A 17,836-nucleotide genomic window follows, 5' to 3' on the forward strand; every position below is an offset into this window, starting at 1 on the left:
TAGCGGGATGACCACTCCGCCCCTGCCCTATCTCGATCCGTCGCACCTGACGGCCGCACTGCGCGACACCGGCTACGCCCTGCTGCGCCCTGACGACGTTGCGCTGCTGGCCGGCTGCAGCCTGTCTGAACTCGCCACGCTCGTGCCCAGCTGGGACCGGCTCGAACTCGACGATTACCTGAAGGATGGCGGGCGCTATCGGCGCCGGCGCCACTCGTGCTTCATCGACGATGGCGCCAGCCTGGCGCAGACGCCGCGCCGCGCGCACTGGCAGCCGGTCGAATACAACGCGCTGCACGGCGGCATGCACCGCCTGTTTGCGCCGATGGAAACGACGACTGTCGCCAACCCGGCCTGGGAACGCCTGCTGCACGCGCTCGGCGCAGTCTGTTCGGCGGTGACGCCGGTGCAACCGTGGTTCGTCGAAGCGCACCAGTTCAGGATCGACACGGCGGACGGCATCGGCCGCCCGACACCCGAAGGAGCGCACCGCGATGGTGTGAATTTCGTGGCGGTGATCATGATTGGCCGCCACGGCATCAAGGGCGGCGAGACGCGCGTGTTCGACGCCGATGGTCCGGCCGGCCAGCGCTTCACGATGACCGAACCCTGGACGCTGCTGCTGCTGGACGACGCGGCCGTGATCCACGAATCGACGCCGATCCAGCCGCTGGGCGAGCATGGTTACCGCGATACGCTGGTGCTGACCTGGCGCGCCGGGTCGTTCCAGGGCGAAAACGCTTGAGCAGAGCAAAAAAAAACGCCCGCAGAACCTGTTGGTTGGCGGGCGGCAAATCCAATTTTCGGAGAAAACTGGAGGAGACAGGTCCAATATATCTCTTTTTATTGTGCAGTGCAATACGGTAGATCTACTGTTGTAAATTTGTAGAATGCCCTGCCAAACCACCCATTTTTCCGCACTGCACTATTTGTAGTGACACCCGTGCAGCCTTGCCGGGGACGTCACATTTGCTACACTCAGTTGCTTGCCGGAGCGCCGGATCACCGGATTGCTGGACCAGGCCGCGATCACCCAGACACCATGAAAACCATTCGACATCCACGTGCCCTTGCCATCGCCCTCGGGGCTGCGTCTCTGTGCGCCGTCATTGCGCTGGCCACGATCAATCGCGCCGACGCCAAGGAAGAGAAGGCCGCGCCACGCCCTGCTCTGAGCGTTACCACTACCCGCCCGGCCACCGCCAGCCTGCCGATCAGCCTGACCGCCAACGGCAGTATCGCCGCCTGGCAGGACGCCGTCATCGGCAGCGAATCGAACGGACTGCGCCTGAACGAGGTGCGCGTCAATGTCGGCGACGTGGTCAAGAAGGGCCAGGTGCTGGCCGTGTTCGCGGATGAAACCGTGCGCGCCGATATCGAGGGCGCGCGCGCCGCGCTGCTCGAAGCGAAGGCCAATGCCCTGGAATCCAAGGCGAATGCCGACCGCGCCCGCGCACTGGAAAGCTCCGGCGCCCTGAGCGCCCAGCAGGTCACGCAATACGTGACGGGCGAGCAGACTGGCGCCGCGCGTGTCCAGTCGGCCCAGGCCACGCTGACGCAGCAGCAGCTGCGCCTGAAGTACACACAGGTGACGGCGCCCGATAGCGGCGTGATTTCGGCGCGCAATGCCACCGTCGGCGCCGTCGTCGGCGTGGGCACCGAACTGTTTCGCATGATCCGCCAGGGCCGCCTCGAATGGCGCGCCGAAGTGACGGCGCAGGACCTGGGCCGCATCAAGGCGGGCACGCGCGCCATCGTGCGCGGCGCCAGCGGTCTCGAAGTCACGGGCAAGGTGCGCGTCGTGGCGCCGTCGGTCGATCCGCAGACCCGCCTTGCGCTGGTCTATGTCGACCTGCCGCCGGCGCTGTCGGGCGACATGCCGCTCAAGGCCGGCATGTTCGCCAGCGGCCGGTTCGAGCTGGGCACGTCGAATGCCCTGACCGTGCCGCAGCAGTCGATCGCCGTGCGCGACGGCTTCAGTTATGTGTACCGCCTGAATGCGGACAGCCGCGTGAGCCAGCTGAAGGTCACCACCGGCCGCCGCCTGGGCGACCGGGTCGAGATCGTCGGCGGCCTGGCGGCCGATGCGCCCATTGTCGTCACCGGCGCCGGGTTCCTCAATGACGGCGACCTGGTACGCAATATCGCCGCGCCAGCTGCAGTACCGGCAAAGGCCGCACGATGAACTTTTCCGCCCTGTCGATCCGCAATCCGATCCCGGCGATCATGCTGTTTGTCCTGCTCACCGTGGCGGGGCTGATGGCCTTCAATGCCAGCAAGGTGCAGGACTTCCCCGACATCGAGCTGCCTATCGTGACCGTCACCGCCGTCTTGGATGGCGCCGCCCCGGCGCAGCTGGAAACCGAAGTCGCGCGCAAGATCGAAGACTCGGTCGCCACCCTGCAGGGCATCAAGAACATCTACACGCGCGTGCTCGACGGCGTGGCCACCGTCACGGTCGAATTCATCCTCGAGCGCGATTCGGCCGAAGCCGTCAACGACGTGCGCGACGCCGTCTCGCGCGTGCGCGCCGACATGCCGGCCGAGCTGCGCGAACCAACCGTGACCAAGGCCGCCACCGCCGGGCGCGTCGTCTCCACCTTCACGATCGCCGCGGCCGAAGGCTCGGGTCTGGACGACCAGGACCTGAGCTGGTTCGTCGACAACGACGTCGCCAAGCGCATGCTGGGCGTGCCGGGCCTCGGTGAAATCCGGCGCGTGGGCGGCGTGACGCGCGAGATGCGCGTGGAGCTCGATGACCAGAAGATGGCGGCGCTGCGCGTATCGGCGCTCGACATCTCGCGCCAGCTGCGCAATGTGCAGCGCGAAGCGCCGGGCGGCCGGGGCGATGTCAGCGGCGTCGAGCAATCGGTGCGCACGCTGGCCACCGTCGGCACCGCGCAGGCGCTGGCCGCGATGGAGATCCCGCTGCCGGACGGGCGCCACGTGCGCCTGGACCAGGTGGCGCGCGTGCTCGACACCGTGGAAGAACCACGCGCGCTGGCCGAGCAGGATGGCCGCCGCGTCGTCGCCTTCGAAGTGTTCCGCACACGCGGGGCCGGCGAGATCGATGTCGCCACCGGCGCGCGCGCCGCGATGGAGCAGCTCAAGAAAGAAAACCCGAAGCTGATCGTCAATGAAGTGATCGACAACTCGGTGTCGGTCGACGAGAACTTCGACGCCTCGATGCACATGCTGTACGAAGGCGCACTACTGGCGGTGCTGGTCGTATGGTGGTTCCTGCGCGACTGGCGCGCCACGCTGATCGCCGCGGCTGCCCTGCCCCTGTCGGTAATTCCGGCCTTCCTGGGCCAGTACCTGTTCGGCTACACGCTCAATATGGTCACGCTGCTGTCGCTGGCCCTCGTGATCGGCGTGCTGGTCGACGATGCGATCGTCGAGATCGAAAACATCTCGCGCCACCTCCACATGGGCAAGTCGCCGATGCAGGCCTCGCTCGAAGCAGCCGACGAAATCGGGATGGCGGTGATCGCCACCACGTTTGCGCTCGTGGCCGTGTTTTTGCCAACCGCCTTCATGGGCGGCATCCCCGGCAAATTCTTCAAGCAGTTCGGCTGGACCGCCGTGCTGGCGATCCTGGCCTCGCTGCTGGTGGCGCGCCTGCTCACGCCGATGATGTGCGCCTACCTGCTCAAGGCGCCGAAGAACGCCGGCGTGGCCGGTCACGAGCCGCAGGATGGCGCCATCATGCGGCGCTACCTGGCCGTGATGCAGTGGTGCCTGCGCCGCCGTGGCCTGACGATGTTGGGCGCGGCCGTGTTCTTCGCGGGCTCGCTGGCGCTGGTGCCGCTGCTGCCGACCGGCTTCATGCCGCCGGCCGACCGCTCGCAGACCCAGGTCAACGTCGAGCTGGCGCCGGGCGCCACGCTGGCCCAGACCCGCGCCGTGGCCGAACAGGTGCGCCTGGAACTGATGAAAGTCGAGGGCGTGACGAGCATCTTCAGTTCGATCGGTGGCGGCTCGAGCGGCGACGCGTTTTCGCCTGGCGCCGCGGCCGAAGCGCGGCGCGCGGTCCTGACCGTGAAAACGGTGGACCGGGGTGACCGCGACGTGAAGCTGGGCGTCATCGAAAACACGATCCGCGACCGCGTGGCCGCCATTCCCGGCGCGCGCTTCACGGTCGGCATTCCCGACGCTGGCACCAAAATGCAGCTGGTATTGCGCAGCGAAGACGCCAATGCGCTGAGTACCGCGGCGCGCCAGGCCGAGCGCGAACTGCGCGGCCTGCCCGGCATCGGCAACGTCAGTTCGAGCGCCTCGCTGGTGCGCCCCGAAATCATCGTGCGCCCCGACTTTGCGCGCGCGGCCGACCAGGGCGTGACGGCAGCGGCGATTGGCGAGACGGTGCGCGTGGCCACCGCCGGCGACTACGAGCAGTCGCTGGCCAAGATGAACCTGGACGAGCGCCAGGTGCCGATCCGCGTGAAGCTGCCGGATGCCGTGCGCGCCGACCTGGACGCGATCGGGCGCCTGACAGTGCCCGGCAAGAACGGACCGGTGCTGCTCTCGACCGTGGCCGACATCACGATGGAAAGCGGCCCGGCGCAGATCAACCGCCTGAACCGCACCCGCAACGTCACACTCGACGTCGAACTCTCGGGCCGCTCGCTCGGCGAGGTCAATACCGCGGCGCGCGCGCTGCCCGTGTTCCAGTCGCTGCCGTCGTCGGTGACGATCGCAGAGCTGGGCGACGCCCAGGAAATGCAGGCGCTGTTCGCCAGCTTCGGGCTGGCGATGCTGATCGGGGTGCTGTGCATCTACGGGGTGCTGGTGCTGCTGTTCTCGGACTTCATGCAGCCGGTGACGATTCTGGCTGCGCTGCCGCTGTCGATCGGCGGCGCTTTCGTGGCGCTGCTCGTCACCAGCAATGCGCTGTCGATGCCGACAATGATCGGTCTGATCATGCTGATGGGGATCGTGACCAAGAACTCGATCCTGCTGGTCGATTACGCGATCCTGGCGCGCGAAGCGGGCATGAACCGCTTCGACGCGCTGGTCGACGCCTGCCACAAGCGCAGCCGGCCGATCGTGATGACCACCATCGCGATGGGCGCCGGCATGCTGCCGCTGGCGCTGGGCTTTTCGGGTGACCCGAGCTTCCGCTCGCCGATGGCGGTGGCCGTGATCGGTGGCCTGATCACGTCGACGTTACTGAGCCTGCTGGTGGTGCCGGCCGTGTTCACGTATGTCGACGACTTCGAGAATTGGCTCAAGCGCACCGGACGCAAGATGCGGCGCCAGCCGGCGCGGGCCGTCGAGGTGGACAAGACCCCGGCCTGAACGCGGCTTCGTCTCAGTGAGGTTCTTCGCCGCCGGCAGCCTGCAGCAGCTGCCAGAGCGCGAAGACCTTCGCGCCATCGTTGGCCGGGCAGTGCCGTAACAGCTCTGCCCTGCTGTGTTCATCCATCGCAGCGACAATCCGCCCGATCATCGCCGCATCGTCGTCACCCACGATGGCCAGCGGATGCGCCCAGCGCGGGCGGCACGGTTCGCGGCCGAACAGCCAGACCGGCAGCACGCCCAGCAGCAGCAGCGGGCACACGACGGGAATCAGATAGGTCCACCAGGGCGACCAGAGTGCGCCGACCAGGCCAGTCAGTCCCAGACTGGCCACGATGGTCGCGCCGTATAGCTGCGCGCCGCACCGCTCCAGCCAGTCCGGCGGATACGCCCTAGCCAGCCGGTTCACCACGCCCTGCAGACGGACGCCGTCGGCGCGCGACAGGGCCATGTGGGATGGATCGACGACGGAGCGGTACATGCTCATGATGGTGTGGCCTGCAGGGTGGCAATCAGCGCCACGACAATCGTGCACGCAATCCAGATCGACCACAGCGTATGCGTCATGAAATGCGCGCCGCGCAGTTGCTGCAGATAGCCCACCGTGGCGCCGGCGCCGATGGCCAGCAGCGCAGCGGCGCGCGCCCGCGATGGCCGCGCCGGCAACCAGCAGACGGCCAGTGCCACCAGCCACAGGGCGCTCGACGCATGGCCGGCAGGCAGACACTGCCCCGGCATCACGCCGGCCGGGAAGGCACCAAACAGGCGCACGTAAGGCTGCTCGCCGCCATAGCGCAGCAGGTCCCAGGGACAGTGCGATGCACTCAGGTGTTTCAGGGTACTGGTCACGGCTGGCACCAGGACGGCGGACAGCGCGACGATGCGCAGCTGCAGGCGGCCAAGGGCGCCAAGTGCGGCGCGGGGCCGGCAAGCGTCGACCAGCGCATAGCCAACGACGCCCACTGCCAGCACCGTCAACAGCTGCTTCAGAATGACGTGGTTGAACGTGACGGTCAGCCACGCATCGCGCCAGGGAAAGACGCGGTGCTGCGCGTCGAACACGGCATCGGCCAGCACCAGATCGAGATCGGTCCAGCGCCCGAGCCACAGGATGGCCAGCGCGCCAGCCGCCAGCATGACGGCCAGGTGCCGCAGGGCGCGCGCCGACAGCAGCGTGGCATCGGCCCGCACCTCACGCACCCCGCACGCAGGCATGGAACAGGTCCAGGCGTGGATTGAGCACGGCCGTGTTCACGTCGAGCATGCCGAGCACCGAGTGGAACACATTGTCATGCGACAGCGGTTCGTTGCGCCGCGCGGCCAGGCAGCGCCGGTCGATGCGGAACCGCTCGCTGAAGCTGTCGGACATCCACAGCATCATCGGCACTTCGGTCTGTTCGCGCGGCGCGAACAGGTACGGCGCGCCGTGCAGATACACGTTGTTTTCGCCGAGCGATTCACCATGGTCCGAGAAGTACAGCATGGCCGTATCGGCGTCCTGCGCGGCCGCGATCGCGCGCAAGCCGTCGATGGTCTTGCTCAGGAAATAATCGGTGTACAGGATCGTGTTGTCGTAGGCGGCCCGGATCGAATCACGCGAGCACGTGTCGAAGTCATTGCTCGCGCACACCGGTCCGAAGCGGCCGAACCCTTGCGGGTAGCGGCTGGCATACGCCGGGCCGTGGCTGCCCTTCTGGTGCAGCACCACGACCAGGTCCTTGCTGCTGTTGGCGAGCAAGCCCGGCAAGCCATCGAGCAGGCGCTCGTCGTAGCATTCGTCGCCGCTGCAGTGCACATTCTTGCCATCGGGCCGCGACAGGTCTTCGTACCCGACGCGGTTGCACACGCCCTTGCAGCCCGAATTGTTGTCGCGCCACAGCACGGAAAAGCCCGCATGCGCCAGCACGTCGAGCAGCCCTTCCTGGCTTGCTGCCTTGGACTGGCTGTAATCGTTGCGGCCAAAGGCGGAAAACACGCACGGCACCGACACCGCAGTCGCGGTACCGCACGAACTGACACGCGAAAAATTGATCAACCCTGCTTGCCGTGCCAGCAGCGGATTGGTCTCGCGGGCATAGCCATCGAGTGAAAAATTCGCCGCGCGCGCTGTTTCGCCCACGACGATCACCGTCAGGGTCTTGCGGTGATGGCCGACCCAGGCAGCGCCTTTCACGGCATCGCGGCCCAGCGGCGCGACCACAATTTCGGCTGCCCAGCGGCTGCGCAGATACCCATCCACGGCCTGGATGAAATTGGTGGGCGTGAGCAGGAAGCGCAGTTCGCGGTGCTCGTGCAGCGTCGGCGCCAGGCTCTTGAACAGCAGCGCCAGCAGGACAAACGCCAGCAGCAGCGAGCCGCCCGCATTGCTGCTGCGCTTGAGCAGCCCTTTCACGCCACTGGGAAACTGGATATTGGCACGCGCGATCCACAGCGATGGCAGCACGCCCAGGAGGCCGATCCTGGCGGCCATCTGCCAGCTGATCAGTTCGGTCGCTTCGCGGGTATCGGTCTCGAACACATTCTGGATCATCGCCTTGTCGATGACGATCCCGTAGGCTGCGATAAAGTAGCCTGCCGCGGACGCCACCAGCACGAGGGCGATCAGCACCGGCTTGGCGAGATAGCGGAAGCTGGCCAGCGTCAGGCAGGCATTGAAAAACAGGACGACGATCAGAAACGTGCCGGCCAGCATGGGCAGGCTGGCCAGCGACACGCCCCCGGCGGCATGGGCCAGCACGCTCCAGAAGGTGACGTTGCCCAGGCTTGCCAGCAACAGCGCCACGACCAGCACAAGCAGCGATGCATCGATCCGTCTTGCAAACAGTTTATCCATTTCACGCCCTCATCAACATTGCAGCAAACATCGCTGCAGTGCTTCAAGGATAGAAAGGATGATGGCAAGCCACCGTCAACGCGGCGTTAGGATGGCGTGAACGACACGGGAAAAATGATCGTGAAGCGGCTCCCGCCGGTCGGGCGGTTTTCGTACACCAGCGACGCGCCCAGGTATTCGCAGATGCGCTTGACCAGTGACAGGCCCAGCCCGGTGCCGGCCGACCCGCTCGACGGGATCGGGCGTGCGCCCTCGCCCAGCGTCTGGCGCACTGCGTCGGGCAAGCCGCGCCCCGTGTCTTCGACCGTGATGCGCCCCGGTTCGATGACGACCGTGACTTCGCCCTGCTCGGTGTACTGGCAAGCGTTGCGAATCAGGTTGGCGATGGCCGACACGCACAGTTCGGCAGGCGCGCAAATGCGGAACGCCGCATCGCCGATGCAGCGCAGCGTGACGGGCCGGCCCGTCACCATGGCCTGGTAGCGCTCGGTTTCACGGCGCGCGATCTCGTTGACCGACACCGGCGAAAACAGGGCGAGCTGAGGTGCGCGCGCCAGCACCAGCAGCACCGTCACGCACTCCGTCGCTTCCTGCGCCGCCCGGTAAATGCGCTGCGCCGGCGCCTGCACTGCCGGGCTCCTGCCGTTTTCGACGAGGATCTCGGCTGCGCCCATGATGACGGTCAGCGGCGTGCGCAGCTCATGGCTGACGTCGCCGGTGAACACGCGTTCACGGTCGAGGTAGTCACGTAACTCACGCGTGTGCGCGGCCAGTGCGCGCGCCAGCGTCCCCAGTTCGTCGCCCCGTTCGGTATGTGGCAAGGCGAATGCGCCCTGCCCCACGGCATCGGCCAGTTCGCGCAGCGGCGTGACAATGCGCCGGCCGACAAAGCGGCCCAGAAACAGCGCCAGCGTCACGAAGCCAGCGAAAAAAGCAGCGAACATCGAGTACACCAGGATCTCGATCTCTTCGTAATCGCTTTCATGGTCGACCACCACGTACGGTCCCCGTTCGTCGGCGCCGGCCAGCACATGCAGACCGATGCCATCGACCTCGGCCTCGGACACCCCCGCCGGCAACGCGCGCAGCGACAGCGGGATATCGTCGCCCCGGTGAAAGCGCAGGCCCGCCGGCAGGTCGGCCGGCAGCCCGGCGGCGGCCCGGGGGCGCGCCCATTTCTCGACTTCGGCCAGGCGCTCGTCGACCAGATGCACTTCGATCCCTTCGACCACCAGGGCGGCCAGCACGGCGAAGAACAGCGACAGCACGACGCCGAACAGGATGAAGGCGCCGACGATCGGCCGACTGAGCGAACTAGCCGGGCGCATCGGGCATCGCCAGTTTGTAGCCGACACCGGCAATCGTATGGACCATCGGGCAGGCGAACGGTTTGTCGACCGCCTGGCGCAGCGCGTGGATGTGCGTGCGCAGCGCGTCGCTCTCGGGGCGGTCTTCGCCCCAGACCGCCTGCTCGAGCGCCTCGCGCGGCACGATGCGCGGGGCTGCCGCCATCAGGCAGCGCAGCAGGACGTACCCGGTCTTGGTGAGCACGATCCTGACGCCGTCGCGCGAAGCCTGTTGCTGGTCGGGATCGAACACGAGCGGGCCGAAGCGCAGGACGCGGCTGAACGCATGCTGCCCACCCGCACGGCGCGCCAGGGCTTTCAGGCGCACGTCGAGTTCGACCAGTGAAAACGGCTTGACCAGGTAGTCGTCGGCGCCGCTGTCGAAGCCCAGCACCTTGTCCTGCAGGCTGTCGCGCGCCGTCAGCATCAGCACCGGCGTCGCGCTGGACAACTCGGTGCGCAGCTTCTGGCACAGCTCCAGACCGCTCAGGCCGGGCAGCATGACGTCGAGGATGATGACGTCGTAGTTGTTTTCGGAGGCAAGCGCCAGGCCGCCATAGCCGTTGCGCGCCGAATCGACGGCGTAGCCCTTCGGTTCCAGAAACCCGTACAGGTTGGCCAGGATGTCAGGATTGTCTTCGACGATGAGGATGCGCATGCTGGTCATTGTAAGGCGAATCGGTCGCCGTTTTCAGCGCGGGCGATAGCGCTGCTCGCGGTACAGGATCGACGGCAGGATCACGTGCGCCATCGCCTTGTCGACCTGCGCCTGGGTCGGGCTGCCGCTGCCGGGGCTGAAGTGCCCGCTGGCCGCGTCGTACCGGCCCGGCAGCGGCGACTGGCCGGGCCGCAGCACGGTGGCCGAAGTGCCTTCGAGGTAGGCAAAATAATCGTTGAACTGGATCAGCGCGCGACCCGGCGTCGTGCTGTCTTTCACGAGGTCGCGCCCGATCATCGGGTGCGTGCTTGAGACGCCCAGCAACGACAGCAGCGTCGGGGCCAGGTCGATCTGGCTGGCGATCGTCGTGATGCGCTTGGGCTCGATATCCGCACCCAGGATCAGGCCCGGGATATGAAATTTCTTGATCGGCACGAGGCTGTCGCCATACACGCGGTTGTCGTGGTCGGCCACGATCAGGAACACCGTGTCTTTCCAGTAGGCCTGCTGCCTGGCTTCGCGGATGAACTTGCCCAGCGCGTAGTCGGCGTATTTGACCGCGTTGTTGACGGTCTGCTTGTCGCCGTCGTGCAGTGCGATTTTACCGTCCGGGAATTCAAACGGCTCGTGGTTCGACGACGTGAAGATCAGGCTGAAGAACGGCTTGTTCGCGGCGTGCAGGGTCTTCAGGCGCTCGAGCGACTTGTCGAACAGGTCTTCATCCGACGCGCCCCAGCTGGCGACGAACTTCGGTTTCATGTCGCCGATGTCGACGATCTTCTGAAAGCCATTGCCGGTAAAGAAGCTGCGCATATTGTCGAAGTGCGCTTCGCCGCCATAGACGAATTCGGTGTGGTAACCCTGGTCGCCCAGGCCGGATGCCAGCGTATAGAAATTCTGCTGCGACAGCGACAGCTTGACCGTGCTGCGCGCTGGCGTGGGCGCGTAGCCTGCGACCACTGCTTCGATGCCGCGCACCGAGCGGGTGCCGGTGGCGTACAACTGCTCGAACCACCAGCCTTCACCCTTGAGCTTTTCCAGCTCCGGCGTAACGGCCAGGCCGCCCAGCGACTCGACGAACGTCGCGCCCAGGCTTTCCTGCAGCACGATGACGAGGTTCAACGGCCTGGTGCGCGCAATGGCCGCGCTCTGGTAATGCTGCGTCGGCTGCTCCGGGTTCGTGAAGCGGTAGTCGCGCAGCCACGGCGCCGCCTTCACCTGCGCGAACACCTTCTCGCGCGGGAAGTCGCCGTAGATGTCGGACGACTTGGCCTCGTTGTCCATCGAGCGCATCGCGTCGAGCACCGACCATGCCGAATTGATGACGAGCGAATTGACCATCGCATCGCCGGTGAGCGCGAAAATGGCTGGATTGGCGGGCCGGTGCCCGGTGGTCGAGCGGATCTGCATGAACACGAGCAGGCACAGGAACGGCCAGACCAGCAGCATCCTGCGGCTCTGCCACATCGGCGTGCTGGCCGATGCGCCTTTCAGCAGGCGTACCAGCGCAACGCCCAGCAGCACAGTGACCGCGCAGCCCAGCAGCACCGCAGTGCGGAAACCGTGCCACAGCGTGGAAAAGACTTCGCGCGGATTATTCAGGTATTCAATGAACAAGCGGTTCGGGCGCACGTCGTACTGCATGATGAACTGCGGCGATGCGACTTCCATGAACAGGATGAAGATCAGCGCCAGCGTCGCCCAGCCCAGCGTGAACCGTTGCCACAGGCGCGCCGTGCGCGAGTGCGCCAGTAGCGGCGCCAGCAACAGCGGGATGGCCAGGCAGTAGCCAAGCAGGATCAGGTCGGCGCGTACGCCCTGCACGACGATCTCGAGCACGGCGCCGGTCGCGCGTACGCGTTCCCATTGCCAGGCCAGCATCGCCAGGCGAAAGCCCGAGAGCAGCACCAGCCCGATGAACAGCATCTGCACCAGCGGTGCAAAAGGGCCAGCGATGCGTGTGCTGCGTGCCAGCCAGGAAGATGCGGGACGTGTCGGGGCGGTGGCCGCCCCATGCAGGTAGAGCTCGTCAGTCTTCATGAATCCGTCGGATGTGCCGGGCCTTGCCCTGCCCGGCGGTAAATCGATCACGTGGACCTGAATCCAGCGCGCCTTCTGATGCGGTATGGATGCTAGATTGCCCACCGTCATCGCTACGTTAATCAGACGTTAAGAAAGCGTTAAACCGCGGACGCAAAAAAGCCCGACCAGCAGATGCTGGTCGGGCTTCGGATCGGCACATCGATGATGCGCCGGAATCAATCCACGGTTTTAAACGGTGGAATTAATCGCGGTACGAATTGTAGTCTTTGCGGTAGTCGTTGCGATAATCGTCACGATAGTCGCTACGGTCGCTCGAGCCACCCAGCAGCTTGGCCAGGATGAAGCCGACGCCGACTGCAGCCAGCAGTGCGCTGCCTGGGTTGTTCTTGACGTATTCCTTGCCCTGGGCCGACAGGTCCGAGTACTTCTCGGTGATCTGGGTCGAACGGTCGCCGAATTTTTCTTGCGCGGTGCTGATCAGGCCAGTGACCTTTTCGACGCCAGCGTGGGCCTTCGAAGCGATGTTGTCAACGACTGGCTGAGCGGCTTGCGCTGCCTTGTCGATGGCGCCGTGTGCTTTCTCTGGCGTGATCGACGACATTGCTGCCTTGATACCACCAGCGGCGTTTGCTGCGGTGTCGCTGATCGACGATGCGGTCGACGAAGTCGACGAGGTCGACGAGGTCGATGGCGTCGATGGGGTCGACGACGAACCGGTGGTCGAACCCGACGAGTTGCCGGCGCCGGTGCTGGCGCTGCTGCCGCTGTTGCCCAGACCGCTGTTGCCGGTCACGGTGCTCGTGCCCAGCGAACCGGTGCCCGAACCTGGGTTCGAACCTGCGTTGGTTGCGTTGATGCCTTTACCTTCGGTAGACTTTTGATTATCCATGATGTAACCCTCATAAAATAGTGATCAACGCGGAGTAGAACGAAATTCGACTAGCACCACATCTTTGATTGAATAAGTCCGATACAACAAGCGGGAACGATCTTGTACTGCGCTACATCAACATCGATTTGACTCGGCGTCTCTGTACATTTTCTTAGCGTCCCATCCCGGTTGGCCACCTTGCGGCAACTTTCCGAGTCGCAGTATCGGATTCACTGCGTCGCGATACAAAAAATACAATGGCGACCCGACGTAGACCGTGCGCTGCCTAACAGAACCATCACATCGGTTCACAAAGCGGTCATTTTGGGTGATTTAGGCGCACTTTACTGGCACCTGACGGTACCATACGCCCCCTCATTACTTGCAAGAACGGACGACATGGCAGCAGAGAAGGACCCGGGCGGAGCACGCCTGCCGCCGCTGCGGCGTACAGATGCGGCGCAGCTTGAACAGGACGCGGCAGCCCGTGCGCAGCGCGACGCGCAGGTGCGCGGGGTCGATTCGATTCCCCAGATGCGCGAGGCGATCAAGGAAGCGGCGCGGGCGCTGCCCCCATTCACGCACGTGCCACGCCTTGCGCGGCTCGATGCAGCAGCGTTTCGCGCGCATGCGCTGGCCGGCATGCCGTTCCTGGTCACGGACGTGGTCGGGCGCTGGCCGATCGTGCAACTCGACATCGCCACCTTGCGCGCGAAGTACGGCCACCTTCCTGTGCGCGCGCGCGTGGGCGACTACGTGCATACCGCGTTCGCACCGGACCGGGCGATGCAGGACATGCTGTTGCGCGACTATCTCGATCTGTCCACGCCGGTGGATTCGGGACTGCCGCCCTACGTCGGCAACCTGGCGCTGCGCGAACTGAACCGGTTGTGCCACTGGCCGGCGTATTTTGACAAGATGGGCCCGCCCCGCTTCTGGATTGGCCCGGCGCGCACGATCACGCCGCTGCACTGCGACTACGACGACAATATCTTCGCCCAGATCCGCGGCGTGAAACGGATCTTCCTCGCGCCGCCCCACCACGACGCGTATTTGTATACGCGGGAAGCCAACCCGCTGCTGTTCGGCTCACCGGTCGACCCGGAAGCGCTGGACGACGCGCGCTTTCCGCTGGCGCGCCAGGCGGCGCTGGTGGAAGTGATCGTCCGGCCGGGCGACATGCTGTATGTGCCGGCCGGCTGGTACCACCAGGTGCGGGCGCTGGAGTTTTCGCTGTCGTCGAACCGCTGGGCGCGCGGGCTGCCGCTGGCGCTGGCGAGCCGGCAGCCTGATTAGGCGGCCTTCTTCGGTCGTTCGATTGCCGTCTCGGCCGACTTTTCCTCGCCCAGCTTCAAAAACTGCGTGGAAGGCCGGCCATCGGCATTGTGCTGCACGATGCGCTCGGGCCGGCCCTTCGCATCGAGCCAGACCTGGCCGATGCCGGAGCCGTTCCACAGACGTTCGCCGTGCTTGCGCTGATCGGGCAGGTGCGGCGTGATCGACATCGCGCGCCGCTTGGTGAACCAGTTCAGCGGCGAGCGCGGCGAATACAGCCAGCGATTGAGGCGATCGAGCCAGTTGAGCAGGTCTTCGGGGAATTCGTTCTTGAAGCCGCTGCTGGTGATCTGCCAGATGTGCGGCGGCCGGGTGTCGTCGCGCACTTCGACGTCATAGGCGAACGAATAATGCACGTCGCCCGACAGGATCACGTAATTGCCCGGTGTGCGCGAGTGGCGGAAGATATTGAGCAGGCTGCGGGCTGCGCCGCGGTGCGCCATCCAGTTCTCGGCGTCGACGGTCAGGGCCTGGCCCATCAGCGTAGCGATCTTCTGCACCACCTCGATCAGCTTCACGCCAAACATCGGCGCCGCCGACACGATCACCGCCGCCGTCTCATCGAGCAATTCATGCTGGAATTCGGTCAATGACTCCCAGTCCATCAGGCCGGACGGATGGCTCGGACGGCGCTGGTTGCGCCAGCGCCGCGTGCGGGTATCGAGCACGATCACGGCCGGCTGCGTGCGCAGCATGTAGTCCCACTGGCGGAATGTCAGCAGACGCTCGATCAGCGCGCCATGCGGCTCGGGTTCCAGGCGGTTCCGGGAATCCGGCCTGGCGGCCATCGCGGCCATGTCGTCGAGCACCTCGCCGAAGACGTCGGGCCGGTTACCCCAGCCCTGGCACAGCATGTAGGCCACCAGCGCATTGCCCATGATGCGGCGCGAGAACGGGTGGCCGTAGGCGGTCTTTTCCCACTTGTACGACAGGTTCCAGTCATCGGTGACGTCGTGGTCGTCGAAGATCATCAGGGTCTGCACGTGCGCCATCAGGCGCGCGGCGCGGGGCAACTCGTCGCAGAAGCCGTGCAGGATGCCGGCTTCCTCGTGCCAGCGCTCCTGGTGCTTGGGGTCGAGCTGGGGCATCGCGATCTCGCCAATCACCTGCCATGGCACCGGCGACCAGACCAGCAGATACATCGCCAGCACTTCGCCCAGCGTCATCAGGTGGTTGTCAGCGTTGGCCGTCGTGAAGATCGGCTTTTCGACGCCGCCGAAGAACTTCTCGCGCAGCGCCTCGCTCGACTTATGGGCCGGCAGCAGGCGCTGGCGGCCATAGTAGCCGTCGGGATGGGCGTACAACTCGTCGCTGTCGGCGACGATGGCGCCTTCGACGCATTCGCCAAACAGGCCCAGACGCTCGATCAGCGCGTGGGTGGCGCCCAGCATCGGGCCGGCCACGTCGTCGGCATACACCTGGTCGCCGGCCAGCAGCAGCATTGACGGCCGCTCGCCGGCCTGCCCCAGGTGTTCGGCAATCAGGTCGTCGCCCCGCGCCAGGCCGTCGCGCGACGGGTGATGCGGCTTGCGGCACGAGCCATACAGGATGTTGTCGGAGCGGCTGCGCAGGACCATGTTCGGCCTTGCGGCGCCTTCGTGCACCAGATGCGGCGCCCACGCCGCGATGCCCTGTTCGACGCCTTCGACATCCGTCAGCAACAGGTCGTAGTCGATCAGCGTGTCCTGCGGCAGCGGGTCAGGCAGCGTGACGTCGATAAAGTGAATGTGCGCATCGCGCCCGATCGGAATGATACGGCACGAGGCCTCATCGACCACCAGCCGCTGCTGATCGCCGCCATGTGGTTCCAGTACCAGTGTGAAGGACAACGGCGTGCTGCCGACCAGCCAGAGGACAAGACGGCCAGGTTCGAGGCGGCGCAACAGGGGACCGACGAGGACGGATGGGAGGCCGTTGGGGGTGTGTATGTGGATCACGCGGACGACGGCTGGCTGTGGAAAAGATCGGGTCAGTGTAACAGAGCCACCCGGAAATCAAAGTTGCTCATCCACGCGCGCGGATATGCATGATCACTTCAGATGCGCTCTCGGGATATTAAGGAAGTTGTAAATTCTGCTTGCACGGCGCGCAGACTGCGATAGAATAAATGAGAATCATTATCATTTGATGGAGGGCACTGTCCTCCTGCCACTTTCTGCACCAGAGGATCTGCCATGTGCGACAAACATGCTTCGACCGTACCCTGCTCCAACGATGGCGCGCAGAGCTCGCGCCGGCGGCGCGTCTGGGAGTTGTCGCATGCGTCGCATTGCCCGCTGGTGGGCGTGGGGCTGCCGTTGAATGGTTTGCGCAAGCTGGTCGAGAAAGTGACTGGTGGGAAGGTGCTGCATGATGATTACGATATTCACGTCGGCACCGTCAGCGAATGCGCATTGCGCACGCCTGTGGCCGACGCGGTTCAGAAAGAGCTCGAACGTCGCTATGCGCAACATATCCAGCGCTTCCGCGCGGCCAAGACCACCGAGCAGGTCGAGGCCATGTGGGCGGCGGCTGTTGCTGCCGGTGACGTGGCTGGCGCATTTTGGGCCGGGCTGTCCCATCCCCGCTGCACGGTGGCGCTCGAAGAGAAAATGTGCCGCGATATCCATATGGTGCAGCACCAGGCCGGCGCTTGCGCCCGCGCCGATCTCAACAAGTTCAATGCGATCGTTGCCGACAATTCCCGTCTTGAGCGCGAAGTCGTCCGCCTGCAGGAACGCTGCAACGCACTGGCGCAAGAGAAAGCGCTCGACGCCGAGCGCCACGAGCAGCTCCTGATGACGGCGCGCGCCGCCACCATTGCCCGGGATGGCGATGTCGCCACCCTCCGCGCCGAGCTGGCGCGTCTGCAAGCCAGCGTCCCCGAGCTCGACACCCGCGAGCGCATGGCCGAACGCATCGCGCAACTGGAAGCGCGCGAGCAGGCCCTGCGCGCGCAGGTGACTGAACTCAAGACATTGCGCCCCGCCGCACCCGATGCCGAAGTGGCTCCCGCGCCGGCAGCGGAACCCGTCGCGGTGCCCGTTGCGATGCCGGTACGGCTGCACAACCGCGCCGTGCTGTGCGTCGGCGGGCGCAGCAGCAGCGTGCCGATCTACCGCACGATGATCGAGCGCGTCGGCGCCCAGTTTGCGCACCACGACGGCGGCCTGGAAGACAGCAGCAGCCAGCTCGATGCCAGCCTGGCCGCTGCCGACCTGGTGATTTGCCAGACCGGCTGCATCAGCCACAGTGCCTACTGGCGCGTGAAAGACCATTGCAAACGCCACGGCAAGCGCTGTGTGTTCGTCGACAATCCGAGTGTGTCGAGCCTGGCGCGCGGTTTGCAGGAAGCTGCGACCGAAGAGACCCAGCCCGGCTGACGGCATACGTCGCTAATCCATTGCGCGCTCACAACCCTTGTTGCTGTCGCTGGTAAAGAATAACCGATGTACCCAACCATCGGAGAC

Annotated in this window: 13 protein-coding genes; 5 read left to right on the forward strand and 8 right to left on the reverse strand. The window is 65.4% G+C overall.

From position 1 onward, the window contains the following. Positions 1-7: 7 nt before the first annotated feature. From AC56LY_RS15775 to AC56LY_RS15785, 3 genes are all read left to right on the forward strand, one after another. Entirely contained in the window at positions 8-745 is a 738-nt protein-coding gene (locus AC56LY_RS15775; RefSeq protein WP_499581016.1) for a 2OG-Fe dioxygenase family protein, read from the forward strand. Between the two features lie 297 nt (positions 746-1,042). Next, complete coding sequence (locus AC56LY_RS15780; RefSeq protein WP_499581018.1) at positions 1,043-2,185, forward strand: efflux RND transporter periplasmic adaptor subunit; 1,143 nt, start codon at positions 1,043-1,045, stop codon at positions 2,183-2,185. Beyond that, positions 2,182-5,301, forward strand: a complete 3,120-nt coding sequence (locus AC56LY_RS15785; RefSeq protein WP_499581020.1) for an efflux RND transporter permease subunit — start codon at positions 2,182-2,184, stop codon at positions 5,299-5,301. The genes AC56LY_RS15780 and AC56LY_RS15785 overlap by 4 nt, the downstream gene beginning before the upstream one ends. Before the next feature lie 13 nt (positions 5,302-5,314). Here the strand turns inward: AC56LY_RS15785 and AC56LY_RS15790 are convergent, their stop codons facing one another. From AC56LY_RS15790 to AC56LY_RS15820, 7 genes are all read right to left on the reverse strand, one after another. Then, positions 5,315-5,788, reverse strand: coding sequence for a hypothetical protein (locus AC56LY_RS15790; protein WP_499581022.1), 474 nt, complete (start codon positions 5,786-5,788; stop codon positions 5,315-5,317). Continuing rightward, positions 5,785-6,516: a phosphatase PAP2 family protein gene (locus AC56LY_RS15795; RefSeq protein ID WP_499581024.1), complete on the reverse strand. Its 732-nt coding sequence runs from the start codon at positions 6,514-6,516 to the stop codon at positions 5,785-5,787. Before AC56LY_RS15795 ends, AC56LY_RS15790 begins: the two co-directional genes overlap by 4 nt. After that, a complete protein-coding gene (locus AC56LY_RS15800; RefSeq protein WP_499581026.1) occupies positions 6,494-8,134 on the reverse strand; it encodes a phosphoethanolamine transferase in 1,641 nt (546 codons plus the stop codon). Before AC56LY_RS15800 ends, AC56LY_RS15795 begins: the two co-directional genes overlap by 23 nt. 86 nt (positions 8,135-8,220) lie before the next feature. Beyond that, positions 8,221-9,462: a sensor histidine kinase gene (locus tag AC56LY_RS15805; RefSeq protein ID WP_499581028.1), complete on the reverse strand. Its 1,242-nt coding sequence runs from the start codon at positions 9,460-9,462 to the stop codon at positions 8,221-8,223. Continuing rightward, the gene (locus tag AC56LY_RS15810; RefSeq protein ID WP_499581030.1) at positions 9,449-10,138 is read right to left on the reverse strand and encodes a response regulator transcription factor; all 690 of its coding nucleotides are present in this window, start codon (positions 10,136-10,138) and stop codon (positions 9,449-9,451) included. Before AC56LY_RS15810 ends, AC56LY_RS15805 begins: the two co-directional genes overlap by 14 nt. A gap of 33 nt (positions 10,139-10,171) precedes the next feature. Continuing rightward, positions 10,172-12,178 carry an LTA synthase family protein gene (locus AC56LY_RS15815; protein WP_499581032.1) on the reverse strand — a complete coding sequence of 669 codons (2,007 nt, stop codon included), beginning with the start codon at positions 12,176-12,178 and terminating at the stop codon, positions 10,172-10,174. A 244-nt stretch (positions 12,179-12,422) separates the two neighbouring features. After that, a complete protein-coding gene (locus tag AC56LY_RS15820) occupies positions 12,423-13,070 on the reverse strand; it encodes an ElaB/YgaM/YqjD family protein (RefSeq protein WP_499581034.1) in 648 nt (215 codons plus the stop codon). 381 nt (positions 13,071-13,451) lie between these two features. Here AC56LY_RS15820 and AC56LY_RS15825 point away from each other — a divergent pair, with 381 nt between their 5' ends. Further along, positions 13,452-14,348 (forward strand): cupin-like domain-containing protein, encoded by an 897-nt coding sequence (locus AC56LY_RS15825; RefSeq protein ID WP_499581036.1) that lies wholly within the window; start codon positions 13,452-13,454, stop codon positions 14,346-14,348. Here the strand turns inward: AC56LY_RS15825 and AC56LY_RS15830 are convergent. Continuing rightward, positions 14,345-16,270 (reverse strand): metallophosphoesterase family protein, encoded by a 1,926-nt coding sequence (locus AC56LY_RS15830; RefSeq protein WP_499581038.1) that lies wholly within the window; start codon positions 16,268-16,270, stop codon positions 14,345-14,347. The genes AC56LY_RS15825 and AC56LY_RS15830 overlap by 4 nt on opposite strands. A gap of 291 nt (positions 16,271-16,561) precedes the next feature. On the opposite strand from AC56LY_RS15830, the gene AC56LY_RS15835 reads away from it, so the two are divergent. After that, positions 16,562-17,749, forward strand: a complete 1,188-nt coding sequence (locus AC56LY_RS15835) for a DUF2325 domain-containing protein (RefSeq protein WP_499581040.1) — start codon at positions 16,562-16,564, stop codon at positions 17,747-17,749. The last annotated feature ends 87 nt before the right edge of the window (positions 17,750-17,836 follow it).

The sequence above is a fragment of the Telluria sp. ZT3P25 genome, from assembly GCF_059685895.1.